Raw genomic sequence first — 13,746 nt, 5'->3', positions numbered from 1 at the left:
TAACTAACGTACCGAAGGTATCTTGCGCCGACGACGTTAAAGTACTTTCGGTACGTTGTCAACGTACCGCAGGTACGTAAGTTAGGCTGGTGATCGTGACTTTCCAGCGGGCGCGAACCGAAGAGCAGCGGGAGATCCGCCGACGGGCGATCCTCGACACGGCGTCGGCGATGCTCGACGAGATGCCTGTGGCCGCGGTCACCCTGAACGAGCTCAGCCGCCGGGTCGGCCTGGCGAAGCCGAACGTGCTGCGCTACTTCGAGTCCCGCGAGGCGGTGCTGCTGGAACTGCTGGACCACTTCCTGCGGGAGTGGCTGACGGAACTGGCAGGCGAGTTGGCCGCCGGCATCGACGAAGATCTACCCATGGCCGAGCGGGCGGCAGCGGTGGCCGAGATCCTCAGCCGTTCACTCTCCGGCCGAGTGGTGCTGTGCGACCTCTTCGGCGCACAGGGCGGCGTCCTGGAACACAACGTCTCCGTCGAGGTCGTCACACGCTACAAGCGCGCCTCCCTGGACCGCCTGACAACCATGACCGCCCTGATCCAGAAGTACCTGCCGGAGCTGGGCGAGAACGCCACACTGTTCAGCCTGCAAACCATGGTCATGGCCGGCGCGCTGTCGGCGTACAGCACACCCCCACCCAGCCTGCAGGCGGCCTACCAGGCCGAGCCCGATCTGGCCCGCTTCCACCTGGAGCTGAAGGACTCCTTGAAGCTGGCCCTGACCGCGACCCTGCTGGGCGTGCTACCCCGCCGCTGACCGGCGTGGCACTGGACAGGCCAAAACCTCTGTATTTCTCGCGCTCGGACGGAGGAGGGGCCGGGGGCCCAAGCTCGGGCCGCCGGCTCTGACCACATCGGACTCCGCGTCAACGCTCTTCCTCGGGCCCGGCGGCGGCTGAGCCGTCACGCCGACGACGGCGGCAGCGCCCGGCGGACCGGTCGACCGAGGCGTGCAGAGCCGCGGCGAGCGCGGCCGTCTCGGACACGCTCACCGCCCGCTTACCCTGCTCGAGGGCGGCGTAGAGGCTGCGGCTGATGCCCAGCGCGGCAGCGACGTCGTCCTGGGTCAGCCCCAGTCGCGCGCGCATCGTGACCAGCGTGACCGGCATTCCGGGCGCCAGCAGCTGCAGCACGTCGACGCCGAGCACGGCCGCCGCGGGCGTCGACATCCTGCTCGTACCGGTCCACCCCAGACGGGCCAGACCTGGACCCCCGGCAGCTCGACTGCGCCGGCATACCTGGTACCGGTACCCCTGCCGCTGGGGGCGTGGCTGTGGCTGGTCTGTCCCCCAGCCCTACTTGCCGGTTCCCGCGTCGGGCCGCATACCCCACGACGTCCTCCGCGACGACCCGCTCCCGCTGCTCGCCAACCACCCCGCCGCGCTGCCGTCCCGTCGTCCCGTCGTCCCGTCGTCCCGTCGTCCCGCCGCCCCGCCGCCCCGCCGGTGAGCGTGACGCTCCATCAGGTCCTTGGCTGTTCCACGCCGTTCTTGGCTGTGCGCGGTGACGGTGCTGTTGTGAAGGCCGATGCACCGTTCTGAGATTCCCTCGTGTTCGCCGGGATCGACGACGTGGACGTCGATACGGTGACCGCTGCCTTCGCTCCGTCGATGGTGGCGAGAGGCCGGGCGGCCGAGGCGGCAGTCCGGACTGCGGTCGCTTCTCGGGCCGGGTGCACGACTGCTATCAGCGCAGGTTGAAGGATCTCCCGCTCGGTGAGCAGAGCGTCGTGATCCTCTTGACGGTCCGGCGTTTCATCTCTGGCACGGCTGACTGCCGGCGCCGCACGTTCGCCGAGCCGTTCACCCAGTTGACCGCCCCGTGCGCACGGTTCACCACTCGCCTCAACCACGTCCTGGAGCGAGCCGGGCTCGCGCTGGCCGGACAGGCCGGCGCCCGGCTGGCCGCCCAACTGGGCGTCGGCGCAGGGCGGATGTCCTTGTCGCGCGGGGTCCTGACCCTGCCCGATCCGCAGTTCAGCCCGCCGCGCCTGCTGGGCGTGGACGCCTTCACAACCCGCCGGGGTCAGACGAACTCCACCGTTTTGACCTGCGGAGAATCCCATCGCGTGGTCGACGTGCTCCCCAGAGGCGAAGCGGGGCCACTGGCCGGCGGGTGACCAGCCACCCGGGCGGTGAAATCATCTGTCGGGACCCGGCAGGTGCCTACGCCGAGGGTGCCCGACGCGGCGCCTCCGAAGCTCTCCAGGTTGCTGATCTGTTCAGTTGTGGCAGGGCCTCGGCCGTGCAGTGGAGACCTGTGTCGCCTCCCACCGTGAGTGTCTGCGTGCTCCGACGTCGCCCGAGCCGTCGAAAGTTGACACGCTGCAAGGCGACGCGGGCCGCCCGGCCCGGATCTGTCGGCCGACGGGCTGAGCTCAAGAAGGCCGCACACGCACTGGTCCACGAGTTGCTCGTCCAAGGCCACTCCCGCCGGGCGATCGCCCGGCGCCTGGGCTGGGGCCTCAACACCGTGCTCCGGTATGCGCGCGCCGCACGTTGCCAGGACACGTTCCGCGAGAACCGGCCCCGTTCGCGAGGACCGGCCCGGTCCAGCAGGCTGGACCCCTACGAGCCCTACTTGGAGCGACGGTTCACCGCGGGATGCACGAGCGTCACCCAGCTGCACAGCGAGCTGCTTACCGAGTACGCCGCGGTCACCTACGCCATGGTCCGCGCTCACATCACCACCCTGCGCACCGCCCCGCCGGGCACGCCGCCGTCGGTGCGGCAGGTGACCAGCTGGCTCACCCACCACCCCACGGCCCTGAGCGAGGAGGACCGCGCTGACTTGAAGGACGGGTCGGCGAGCAGGCTGATCATCGCGGTGGTGTAGACGTGAGCGGTGCCCACCGACATGCCGAAGCCGACGGCGATCTGGGCGAGCGTGTCGTGCTTACGCAGGTACGTCAGGCCGACGAGCGCACGCTGGTGCGGCGGGAGTTTGCAGGGTCGGTCACCCTCGCCGGTGACGATGAGCATGGTGACCCACTCGACCAGGGCATGGGGCAGGTCGAGTGCGGCAGGATTGAGAACCAACTGGGCTCCTGTGCCAGCTGGTTGAGACCTCGAACACCTCCCTCAACGGCACGGGAGCCTTGTCCGTTGCGGACACCGACGCCATCACCCGATCAGCGGCCGCGCTGAGAGCTCACTCATAGGCAAGTGCGATCTTCGCAGTACGGCCAATGGAAATTCGCCTTGGTCCGAGCCAGGGCGGCTTCGAGTTCCATGGTTGGGGGCTGGTTGGCGGTTCGTGGTGGTGGGGGGTGGGGGTGGGGAGCAGTGCAGGTGCGGGGTTCGTGATCATTGTGGTGTCTAAGGGGCCTGTGAAGGACTTTCACATGCGAGGTGCCTTGCTGTGAGCGGCGGATGGAAGCGTAGGAACTCCCATTCTCGCAGGTCAGCGGTTACCTCTTCTCATTTCGCCGTCCACAGGCCGACCCGACATGTCAACGAGCAACACCCCTGCCATCGCAGGGCGTTGCTCGAGATGGTCTGTTTCAGGATGCCTTTTGGTCGGCGGGCTTCTCGATCTCGGTGGTCACCCGTGCCCCTCGGAAGAGCACCGGGAGCCACAGGAGACATGCCAGCAGGGGGACCGCGGCGTAGGTGGCCATGCCCACACTGGAGCCCAGCCCGTCCATGAGCGCGCCGAGGACGAGATAGCCGATGCCGATGAGCACCGACTCCACGAATGCGATCATCGACAGCAGGCTCGCCCGATGGCGCGACGGCACGGCCTCGTTGAACACGTTGTCCACGATCACGGCGGTGATCTCGGGAATCCCGACCAGGGCCAGGAACGCGGCGATGGTGACCCAGACAAGGCCGAGGCCGCTCAGGCCGAGCGCCGCGGCGAGCGTCAGGAGAGACACCGGGACTATGACCCGATACCCGATGCGCCGGTTCGCGCGGTCCGACAGCAGCGGAGTGAGCCCGCCGGCGAAGAATCCCGCCGATATGACCACGCTGACCAATGCGGTGCCCGCTCCCTGATCGGAGAGGGTCTTCTGCGTAAAAATGATGTACGGCGTCAAAGTCGCATGCATCAATCCGGACACCACGACAAGCGTCACGAGCGCCGGCGTGGCGACCCGAAGCATCGCCCGCCATGCTGTGGCGTCGCCGTGCTCCTCCTCGGCTCCGTCCTGCTCGTCCACCGCGTCCGCGCCGCGGATCTCGGGCACTCGTGACATCAGCACCACCACGGCCAGGACGAGGCACGCCGCCGAGCCGACGTAGACGACTCCCCAGGAAATCTGCTGCAGTTGGCCGCCGAGGACGATGGCAGCTCCCGAGGTGACCGTCCCGAGCATGGTGAACCGGGATTTGATCTTGACATAGTGCCGCATCAGGCATCGTTCGCCCTGTTGTGACGCGCCGTCCGGGTGTCGGTCCGGGCGGCGCGGACACGCCATGCTGTCCTCGTGGCAGAACGAGTACAGGTTCGGGAGATCGATGACGACGAGGGCCGGCGGCTGCTGCGGATCATCCGCAGAGGCACCGGGTCGGTGGTGACCTGGCGGCGGGCCCAGATGATCCTGCTGTCCGCGCAGGGCATGCCCGTGGCGAGGATCGCCGAAGTGTCGTTCACCAGCGACGACCGGGTCCGCGATGTGATCCACAACTTCAACACCGATGGCTTCGACTCCCTCTACCCCAAGTACAAGGGCGGCCGGCCGAAGACCTTCACGCTGCCCGAGCGCCGCGAGATCAAGAAGATCGCCAAGTCCAAGCCCACCGAGCACGACCTGCCGTTTTCCACCTGGAGCCTGACCAAGCTGGCGGACTTCCTGGTCGCCGAGGGGGTGGTCGACGACATCAGCCACGAGGGCCTGCGCATCCTGCTCCGCGAGGAAGGCGTCTCCTTTCAACGCCTGAAGACCTGGAAGACCTCCCGAGACCCGGACTACGCCGCCAAGAAGGCCCGCGTCGAGCACCTCTACGCGATCGCCGACGGCGAGGTGATACCCGAGGACGACGAGCCCGAAGTGGTCTTCTGCATGGACGAGTTCGGTCCGCTCAACCTGATGCCCCACCCCGGCCGGCAGTGGGCCGAGCGCGGCGGCAGGCACAAGGACCCCGACCGCGACCCCCGCCGCAGACGCCGGGCCACCTACAACCGCTACGGCGGAGTACGGCACCTGTTCGCCGCCCTGGACCTGGCCAAAGACAAGCTCTACGGCCACATCAAGCCGATCAAGAGGCGGACGCAGTTCCTGGAGTTCTGCCGCTACCTGCGCACCCTCTACCCGGTCGACGTCCGCATCGCGATCGTCTGTGACAACTTCTCCCCGCACCTGACCACGAAGAAATGCCAGCGGGTCGGCACCTGGGCGGCCGCGAACAACGTCGAAATCGCCTACACCCCGACCAACAGCTCCTGGCTCAACCGCATCGAAGCCCAGTTCACCGCCCTGCGCTACTTCACCCTCGACGGCACCGACCACGCCACCCACAAGGAACAGGGCAGCATGATCCGCCGCTACATCATCTGGCGAAACCACCACGCCGACGACCAGCGCCTACGCGCCGTCGTCGACAGGGCGAACGTTGCCTGACGCGGCAATAGCTGGCGGTTGCACCACGACGCACGAGCAGGTCGTACAGCAGGGCGGTGTCCGAACCGGACACACATGCCATGCCCACGCCCTGCCCGATGAACAGCGCCAGGAACACCCAGTAGTTGGAGGACGTCACCTGACCGAGCAGGCATCCAGCTATCAGCACCTGGCCGATCACGATGCTGGCACGCCTGCCGATTCGGTCGGCGATGACTCCCGTCGGCAACTCCGCAAGTCCGCTGACCAGGTAGAGCAGTGTCTGCAGTAGGGCCACCTGCCCGGCGGAGAAACCCCGCTGATAAAGGAAGAGGACGAATACGCCACGCTGGAACAGCGAGTTGGCGAGCACGGCGTATACGTAGAACGGGCGCGTGACACTTCGTGCTGCATCGTCGACTGCAGCCGACCTGCCAAGGGCCTCCGTGGTGCCGGTCATGCTGCGGGCTCCCCCTGGTGACTCCGGTGATCATTAGTGTGGGGTCTCCGCCGCCGACCGGAACCTCCAGTGCATACTTCGCGCAGGATATTGGGCGGTGTCCAAGCCTGATGATCATGAGAGTGTCCTGTACCTGCTGTTGGATCTTCCCCTATCCCTGCCATGCTGGAGACCCTGGGTCCGCTGGCCGAGGGCCGGGGCCCCGTCGCGCCGATCGCTCAGGTCGAGTTCGGGTCGAAGAGGAACGAAACCCGGCACTTCCGCCCGTTGCTGGCGCCCCTGGAACTCGCGGGCACCATCGTCACCTTCGACGCCCTGTACTCGGTCAAGGCCACCATCACCTGGCTCGTGACGGCCAAGAAGGCCCACTACATCGCCGTGATCAAGACGAACCAGCCCACGACCTACCGGCAGCTCGCCGCCCTGCCCTGGACGCGATCCCGGTGCAGCACACCGCCTCCACCGCCGCCCAAGGCCGACACGAGTCCGCTCGATCAAGACCTGCGCCATCGCCGACAACCTCGGCGGCATCAACTTCCCCCACGCCCGCCTCGCCCTGCGCCTGCACCGGCGCCGACGATCCGCCGGCCAGCGGGAGACTCGTACGACCGTCTACGCCGTGACCAGCGTCGACGCCCACGAGCCCCGCCGGCCCAGCGAACGCGATCCGCGGACACTGGGGAATCGAAAACTCCTACCACAACATCCGAGATATCACCTTCGCCGAGGACGCCTCCCGCGTGCACACCGGCACCGCACCCCGCGCCCTGGCCACCTTGCGCAACCTCGCCACCGGCGCCCTGAAGATCCTGGGAGCCGACAACATCGCCAAGACCACCCGAGCCATCCGCAACGAACCCACACGAGCCCTCACATCCTCAGCATCGCCAACACCCAGACCAGTCACGGAACTTGAAACCGCCCTGGGTCCGAGCGACAACACCCCTCTACGAGATGGCCAGGCGTCGGAAGCGACTGTTGTGGAACACCAGGGGTTCTCGCTCGGGCTCGGCCTTCAGACCGTGGATTTCCAGAAGCACGATCGTGTGGTCGCCTCCCGGAAGTTCGGCGTGCAGTGAGCAGTTCAGCCAGAGACTTGCGCCGTGGATGTAGACACCGCCCTCCTCGTCGGCATCCCAGTCCACGCCCACGAACCGGTCGCCGGCCTTGCCCGCCAGTGAGCGGAGGAAGGCCGGCTGGCCGGCCGCCTGACTATCGGGTGCTACGCGGCCCTGACGCCCTTTCTCATCCCGCCCCTGGTGGACGGGTTCAGGCAGGTCCACCCGGCGGTCGACCTCGAACTGATCGAGAGTCAGCTGGACGAGATGCGACAGGCTCTGCTCCAAGGCGCATGCGACCTGGCCCTGTTGCACGAGTTCGGCGCCCAGCCCGGTCTGTCCTGCACGACGCTGCGCTCCAGCCGTCCGTATGTCATCGTGTCCGCCGGTCATCCGATGACAGAGCGCAAGGCCGTCTCACTCGCCGAACTCGCGGACGCACCTTTGATCATTTACTCGGAGCCGCCGGCCCGGCAGAACGCGGACCACTGGTTCTCCCTCGCGGGAGCACGCCCGAACATCCGGTACCGGACCTCAAGCATCGAGGCGGTCCGCAGCATGGTCGCCCGCGGCCTGGGCTTCGCCACGTTGATCCAGTCCTGGCCGACCGACACCAGTGTCGAGGGCCTTCCCCTGGCATCCGTGCCCCTGAGCGACCCGCTGGACGAAGTCGAGCTCGTGATCGCCCACGCGGCACACATCACCCCCACCCATCGGGCGCGTGCCTTCCTCCAGTACGCCAGGGACACGCTCGCCGGTCCGGACATCCTGCGGACAACAGACTGACCACCGTCGGACGTTGAGCCTGGGGTGGCTCGTACACAACGTGCATCGGTCACCTGCCGTCCGCAGCGGCATGACGGCAAGCCTGTTCCCCTCGACGCCGGAACCGCGGAGCCCGAGGACCGTGAACCGACTGCCGCGTCAGCCGTCGCGTTCCGCGCCGACGAGGACGAAGGCCATCGTGACCGGTCGGTCGCTGCGGTTGCGCCACCCGTGGCGGGTGCCGTTCTGGATCACGATGTCCCCGGCGCAGAGGTGGGTGCAGTGGCCGTCGTCGAGCTCAAGGACGATCTCGCCCTGCAGCACGATGCCGTAGTCCACGGTCGGCGTGGTGTGCATGCCATCGGGCTCCATGAGGTCGGCGATGCCGGGCGAGTCGGCCCGCTGCTCCCGGTCGAAGGCGATGGGGTCGAACGCCGGGTCGGCCATCGCGGTGTCCGGCGGGAAGGTCAGCACGAGGAACCGCGTGCCGCCGCGTGCCGGGAGCAGGCTGGTGACTTTCGGCGTGGGGTCCTCCCCGGTCCGGCCGACCGGTTCACCGGGTTCGGTGGCCCACGGCAGGCGGGACACCGAGCCCGGCAGGCTCGCGGACTCCCGGCTGCGCGGGACGGGACCGTCGCTGACGACGACCGACCTGCCGTTCTCGTCATGGCCGGTGACGACTCTGCGCATGTATCTCTCCTCGTTCGCGTCAGTGGGGTCGGTCCGTGGGATCGGCCAGGGGCGCCGGATCCGCCGGATCCGCCGGATCCCCCGGATCGGTCGGGTCAGTCGGGTCGGTCGGGTCGGTCGGGTCGACCGCTGCCGGGCGCGGTCGAGGGCCCGAGCTCGGTCGCCCAGGCGTCCAGGACGTCCGCCATGGTCGGGGCGGGTGCCCTGAGCAGAGCCGATGCCACCGTGCGCACGAACAGCCGGTGCCGGTCGTCCGTGAGGTACTCCACCGGGGACTTGCCGTCCACCCGTGCCAGCAGCAGCGCCGGCAGCAGTGACGCGGCCCGCGCCTCAAGGGCCGCCCGGGGCTCCCAGTCGACGCACCGGACGTACTCTCCGGCCAGCACCCGGGCGGACCTCAGGAGATCGCCGCGGTGCTCGGGCACCACCAGGCACTTGAGGAGCAGATGGTTGACGCAGAAGGCGAGGTCGAACGCCGGGTCTCCGTACCAGGCGCACTCGGCGTCCAGCAGCACCGGCCCGGACGGTCCGACGAGGATGTTCTTGGGACTGACGTCACCGTGCACCAGGGCCAGGTGCGTCGTGGCCGTGCGGTCGGCGAGGCCCTGCAGGACGTCGCTCAGACCGGGGTGCGCGGCAGCGGTGGCCAGCAGGTACGGCTCGATGCGCAACGCGTGGAAGTTGTCGTCGGTCGCGAACTCCGCGGCGAGGGCGGCGTCGTCGGCGCTTGCCGCGTGCAGGTTGCCGAGCAGCTCTCCGACGGCAGCCGCGGTCGCCGGCCGCACCTCGCCACGAAGCAGCTGCGCCTTCCACAGGGGGTAGTGCTCGGGGGGCAGGAACGCCATCGCGAAGAGGCCGGCTTCGGGGTCGTGGGTCAGCAGTTCGGGCACGCTGTCCGGGCGGTGCCGGGACGCGAACCGCATCCACGCCCACTCGTAGGCGTTGCGCGACACCGGTGCCTGCCAGTCGGCGGCGACCTTCAACTGGGCCAGGGCGCGTTTGACGCAGAGGGAACGTCCCGGCAGGTCCACTCGCCACAGATCGGACGAGACACCGCCGGTCAGCGGCGTCCACCGGGCGGCTTCGCCGGGTCCGGCGAGCCCGTGGGCGGTCAGGAAGTCGGCCAGCGCGCTGTCGGGCACGGGGCCCGGGCTCATCTGTGTGGAGGTCGGGCTCATCACCGGTCACCCGACCCGGTGGTTGGGCCGAGGGGACTGTTGCGGGCGTGGGCCGGTGCCTCACCCGCCAGGATCCGGACGACCTCCTCGGCTGCGCGTCGGCGCAGTTCCGTGACCGAGGCATCGGAGGAGAAGGCGATGTGCGGGGTGAGGAGCGCACCCGGCTGGTCCAACAGGGCGGCGGGGACGTGCGGTTCGGTCTCCAGTACGTCGAAGGCGGCTCCGTCCAGGTGCCCGCCGTCCAGCGCCTTGACGACCGCGTCGGTATCCACCAGGCCACCCCGGCTGACGTTGACCAGCAGGCCGCCCGGTGGCATCAGCTCCAGCTGCTCGGCACCGATGATGTGGTGCGTGTCCGGTGTGAGCGGCACGTGGAGGATCACCACGTCGCTGCGGCGCAGCAGCTCCTCCAGGCCCACCATCTCCACTCCGGGAGCGTCCTTCGGCGGATGCGGGTCGTGGGCCAGAACCCGGCAGCCGAACGCGCCCAGCTTGCGCACGGTGGCGCGTCCGATGCGGCCGAATCCGACGACGCCGCAGGTCAGCGTCGACAGCCTGCGCAGCCGGGCGCCGGCGGGGTCCCAGCGGCCCGCCCGGACCTGTCGGTCGGACACGGCCAGGCCCCGCGTCCAGGCCAGCACCATGCCGACGGCGTGATCGGAGACTTCCTCGACGCAGTAGTCCGGCACGTTGGTGACCCACACACCCCGCTCGGTGGCGGCGGCCACGGCGATGTTGTCGAGTCCGACGCCGAGTCTGGCCACGATCCGCAGGTCCGGCGACGTGCCGATCGCGGTGGCGGAGACGGGGGCCCAGCAGGTCAGGATCCCGGCGGGCCGGTGCTCGGCCACCAGTTCCTCGATCACCTCGGCGGAGGCGGGATCGGCAGGGCCGGTCACCAGGGTGTGGCCCGCCTCCTCGATGACCGATCGCTCGACGGAGTCGTCGGGCCAGGCGTAGTCGGTGAGCAGCACGGCGCCTGGGCGGCTCGATGGTTTCATGGCAGGTCGTCCTCGCAGAATCGTGCGGCCGCAGCGGACGGCCGGGCGTCATGCCCGGTCGCATCCGATGAGCGGGTCTGATCGCCACCCGGAAGGGCGGCCGTCGGCTTGTCCGGTTGGGCCGTCGGCCGCCAGGGGTGGGGTGGAGGGGTTCACTGGGCTCGGTCGGTGTCGCCGGCACGCGCCGACTTGTGGTCGGGCGGGCGCCGCAGGATGCCCCTGGAACGGTTCACGAGTATGTCGGGGCACGTCGAATCACTGTGTCACAGCCACGTCGTGCTAACGATAGCATTCCGGGCCTTCGGCACGTCAATAGTGCGACGCGCACCCGATCGCCGGCACCCCTGCCGCAGGGCCCGATCAGCGCCGAAAGGCCCGTCACCACGGGAAATCGAGAAACGCCGAAGAATTCCGGTGTTCACATCTTGACGCGCAGGAGACTTCGCCCTCATGGTTTCTGCCAGCGCCGACCGTGTGACCGATAAGTGTCCGCACGGGGTCCGGCTGTCGAAGACGCCATAGCCACGGACGTCCCCGACGGGCGATACACGGCTGAATTCCGCATGCGGTGTCCGACCGCGCGGCAGCCCGTCGCCCTCATTTCACCAGCCGACGACCGCCTCGCCGTCGTCGACTCGAGTCCGTGTTCAGCTCACCGCTTCTCGCCATCGCCCGTACGGCCCCGTACCGGCGATGGATCCGCCGCGGCCTGCCGTGGCCCATTCCTCCTCAGGAGCCGCTATGACTCACGCAGCGCAAGTCGACACCAGTGCGGTCCCCGCAAGCGAAACGCAGGAAAAGAGCCCGGCCCCCATTTCCCGCCCCATGATCGGGGTGGGGTTCCTGGTCGTGGTCCTCTCCTACATGGTCAACGCGATGGACCGTCAGGTCTTTCCTCCCCTGCTGCCCAACATCCGCGCGGAGTACGGGTTCTCCCTGGAGCAGGGAGGGTTGCTGGCGACGAACTTCACCCTCGGTATGGCGCTGGCCGGCCTGCCCGCGGGCTATCTCCTGGACCGCTTCCGCCGCAAGACCGTGCTGCTGGTCAGCATGGTGATCTACTCCCTGGGCACCATGGCCACGCCACTGGCCACCGGTTTCGCCGACATGACCGTCTACCGGGTCGTCTCCGGCTTCGGAGAAGGCATGCAGTCCGCCGCCATCTTCGCGGCGATCGGCGCCTTCTTCGCACACCGGCGGGGCCTCGCTTTCGGCGTCATCGGCATGGGCTACTCGATCGGCGTGTTCATCGCACCGCTCATCGGCGTCCAGCTCGTGAGCATGCACGGCACCTGGCACTCGCCCTTCTACCTGTTCGGCGCGGCCGGGCTGCTGATCGCGGCCGCCGCCGTCTTCCTCGTGAAAACGGGTCTGACCGAGCGCTCCGCCGAGAAGGTCGTCTCGACCAGGACCTGCGAGTACATGCCGGCCTCCGCCTACAACCGCAACACCATCGCACTGGCCGTCCACTCGGTTCTCAGCGGTGTGGCGATCTACGGGTTCCTCGGTCTCTACCCGACGTTCCTCATCACCTCGCTGCACTACACCTCCGGGCAGGCCGCACTGGCCATGAGCCTGCTCGGTTTCGGCGGCATGACGGCCGTGTTCGGCGGCTGGCTCGGCGACCGCTTCAACCAGCGCAACCTGCTGATCCTGAGCATGCTGGCCGTCTCCGTCATCAGCGTGTGCATCTACGAGACGCATGCCGGCGTCGGCATGCAGTGCGTGTTCGCCTTCCTCATGGGCGCGTTCGGCCTGGGCTTCATCTACCCCAACACCAACAGCGCGATACAGCGGGCCGTCCGTCCCGCGCAGATCGGACGCGCCTCCGGACTCTTCGTCACCAGCTACTACGGACCGGCGGCCTTCTCGGGCCTGCTCTTCGCCGCCCTGGTGGACTCCTTCGGCTGGGACAGGGCCGGGCTGCTGCAGGTGACCGTGCTGCCGCTGGTGGGCGCCCTGGCGCTGACCTTCGTCCGCCCCTCGAAGTTCAACAACGCGGTCGTCCGCTAGCGAGTCGGTCCGCAGGATCTCTGCCGCCGTGTCGCACCGGGAGCCCGCCCGGTGCGACACGGCGGCATTCCTCCGACAGGACACGCAGGCCGGCGCCGACACGCCACGGGGCCTGCCCACCGCCGAGCGGTGAGCAGGCCCCGTGGCGACATCGCCCGGCAGACGTCCGAGGTCAGAGGCTCTCGGCCACGACCGGATTGCGCAGGACGCCGATGCCCTCGATCTCCACCTCGATCTCGTCTCCGGGGCGGATCGGTCCGACGCCGGACGGCGTACCGGTCATGATCGCGTCTCCCGGAAGCAGTGTCAGATAGCGGCTGAGGTAGCTGATGATGTCGGGAACGGCGAGCAGTAGGTCGGCGGTGCTCGCCGACTGCGCGACGACGCCGTTCACACGGGTCGTCAGCGACAGTGCCGAGGGGTCGAGTCCGGTCGCGATGACCGGCCCGAGGGGAGCGAACGTGTCCTGCCCCTTGCCGATCAGCAGCGTTCCGAATGCGCTTTCCCTACGCTGGATGATGCGGTCGCTGACGTCATTTCCGCACGTGTAGCCGAGGATGTACTCATGGGCCTCGGAGGGCTTCACATGGCGGGCTTCCTTTCCGATGACGACGACCAACTCGCCTTCGAAATGGATCAGTTCACCATCCGCCGGATAGACGATCGCGTCATCCGGTCCAATCACGGCAGTGCTCGGCTTCATGAAGCACACGGGAACTTCCGGAACCTCGCGGTCGGTCTCGTCGACATGCGAGGCGTAGTTGTAGGCGAACCCGAAAATCCGGGGTCGCTCCAGCGGCGGGAGAACGACCACGTCGTCCACTTCGTCGACATGCCCCGCAGCGGACAGTCCTGTGAAGGGATCACCTTCGCATCGCGCGATTCTTTCGCCGCCGGATTCCAGCTCTCCGTAGTGACACACGCCGCCGACGGCATACCTGACGATCCGCACGGAAACCTCCGCAACTAGGCAGCCGCAGGCGGCTGCACGGCCCACACAGCAATGCTAACGTTAGCACAAAGGTGGTGACCAGC

Annotated in this window: 11 protein-coding genes and 3 pseudogenes; 5 read left to right on the top strand and 9 right to left on the bottom strand. The window is 68.2% G+C overall.

Going from position 1 to position 13,746, the window contains the following annotated elements; translation table 11 throughout:
* Positions 1-95 precede the first annotated feature (95 nt).
* Positions 96-761: a TetR/AcrR family transcriptional regulator gene (locus QFZ76_RS47980; protein ID WP_307679592.1), complete on the top strand. Its 666-nt coding sequence runs from the start codon at positions 96-98 to the stop codon at positions 759-761.
* A gap of 109 nt (positions 762-870) precedes the next feature.
* On the opposite strand, the gene QFZ76_RS47975 is transcribed toward QFZ76_RS47980, so the two are convergent.
* Entirely contained in the window at positions 871-1,173 is a 303-nt protein-coding gene (locus QFZ76_RS47975) for a helix-turn-helix transcriptional regulator (RefSeq protein WP_373464473.1), read from the bottom strand.
* 527 nt (positions 1,174-1,700) lie between these two features.
* Here QFZ76_RS47975 and QFZ76_RS47965 point away from each other — a divergent pair.
* The gene (locus tag QFZ76_RS47965) at positions 1,701-2,123 is read left to right on the top strand and encodes a hypothetical protein (protein ID WP_307679590.1); all 423 of its coding nucleotides are present in this window, start codon (positions 1,701-1,703) and stop codon (positions 2,121-2,123) included.
* Positions 2,124-2,805: 682 nt separating this feature from the next.
* Here QFZ76_RS47965 and QFZ76_RS47960 read toward each other — a convergent pair.
* Both QFZ76_RS47960 and QFZ76_RS47955 read right to left on the bottom strand, forming a co-directional pair.
* Positions 2,806-3,042 (bottom strand): annotated as a pseudogene (locus tag QFZ76_RS47960) (transposase family protein); the annotation flags it as partial.
* A gap of 464 nt (positions 3,043-3,506) precedes the next feature.
* A pseudogene (locus QFZ76_RS47955) lies at positions 3,507-4,349 on the bottom strand (MFS transporter); the annotation flags it as partial.
* Between the two features lie 84 nt (positions 4,350-4,433).
* Between QFZ76_RS47955 and QFZ76_RS47950 the strand changes: the two are divergent.
* Positions 4,434-5,567, top strand: a complete 1,134-nt coding sequence (locus tag QFZ76_RS47950; RefSeq protein ID WP_307672181.1) for an IS630 family transposase — start codon at positions 4,434-4,436, stop codon at positions 5,565-5,567.
* On the opposite strand, the pseudogene QFZ76_RS47945 reads toward QFZ76_RS47950, so the two are convergent.
* Both QFZ76_RS47945 and QFZ76_RS47935 read right to left on the bottom strand, forming a co-directional pair.
* Positions 5,557-6,006: pseudogene (locus tag QFZ76_RS47945) on the bottom strand (MFS transporter); the annotation flags it as partial. The gene QFZ76_RS47950 and the pseudogene QFZ76_RS47945 sit on opposite strands and share 11 nt — an antisense overlap.
* A gap of 947 nt (positions 6,007-6,953) precedes the next feature.
* The gene (locus QFZ76_RS47935) at positions 6,954-7,352 is read right to left on the bottom strand and encodes a flavin reductase family protein (protein ID WP_307679589.1); all 399 of its coding nucleotides are present in this window, start codon (positions 7,350-7,352) and stop codon (positions 6,954-6,956) included.
* Here QFZ76_RS47935 and QFZ76_RS47930 point away from each other — a divergent pair.
* Positions 7,239-7,850, top strand: a complete 612-nt coding sequence (locus QFZ76_RS47930) for a LysR substrate-binding domain-containing protein (RefSeq protein WP_307680348.1) — start codon at positions 7,239-7,241, stop codon at positions 7,848-7,850. The genes QFZ76_RS47935 and QFZ76_RS47930 overlap by 114 nt on opposite strands.
* Before the next feature lie 138 nt (positions 7,851-7,988).
* On the opposite strand, the gene QFZ76_RS47925 is transcribed toward QFZ76_RS47930, so the two are convergent.
* From QFZ76_RS47925 to QFZ76_RS47915, 3 genes are all read right to left on the bottom strand, one after another.
* The gene (locus QFZ76_RS47925) at positions 7,989-8,519 is read right to left on the bottom strand and encodes a cupin domain-containing protein (RefSeq protein WP_307679588.1); all 531 of its coding nucleotides are present in this window, start codon (positions 8,517-8,519) and stop codon (positions 7,989-7,991) included.
* A 95-nt stretch (positions 8,520-8,614) separates the two neighbouring features.
* Positions 8,615-9,697 (bottom strand): phosphotransferase family protein, encoded by a 1,083-nt coding sequence (locus tag QFZ76_RS47920; protein WP_307679587.1) that lies wholly within the window; start codon positions 9,695-9,697, stop codon positions 8,615-8,617.
* Positions 9,697-10,698, bottom strand: a complete 1,002-nt coding sequence (locus QFZ76_RS47915) for a C-terminal binding protein (RefSeq protein ID WP_307679586.1) — start codon at positions 10,696-10,698, stop codon at positions 9,697-9,699. Before QFZ76_RS47915 ends, QFZ76_RS47920 begins: the two co-directional genes overlap by 1 nt.
* A gap of 825 nt (positions 10,699-11,523) precedes the next feature.
* Here QFZ76_RS47915 and QFZ76_RS47910 point away from each other — a divergent pair.
* Positions 11,524-12,711 (top strand): MFS transporter, encoded by a 1,188-nt coding sequence (locus QFZ76_RS47910; protein WP_307679585.1) that lies wholly within the window; start codon positions 11,524-11,526, stop codon positions 12,709-12,711.
* A 172-nt stretch (positions 12,712-12,883) separates the two neighbouring features.
* On the opposite strand, the gene QFZ76_RS47905 is transcribed toward QFZ76_RS47910, so the two are convergent.
* Entirely contained in the window at positions 12,884-13,663 is a 780-nt protein-coding gene (locus QFZ76_RS47905; protein ID WP_307679584.1) for a fumarylacetoacetate hydrolase family protein, read from the bottom strand.
* Positions 13,664-13,746 lie beyond the last annotated feature (83 nt).

This window comes from Streptomyces sp. V4I2, assembly GCF_030817655.1.
Taxonomy (GTDB): Bacteria; Actinomycetota; Actinomycetes; order Streptomycetales; family Streptomycetaceae; genus Streptomyces; species Streptomyces plumbiresistens.
The sequence above is the reverse complement of the archived record's forward strand: the minus strand, read 5'-3'. Positions and strand labels throughout refer to the sequence as shown.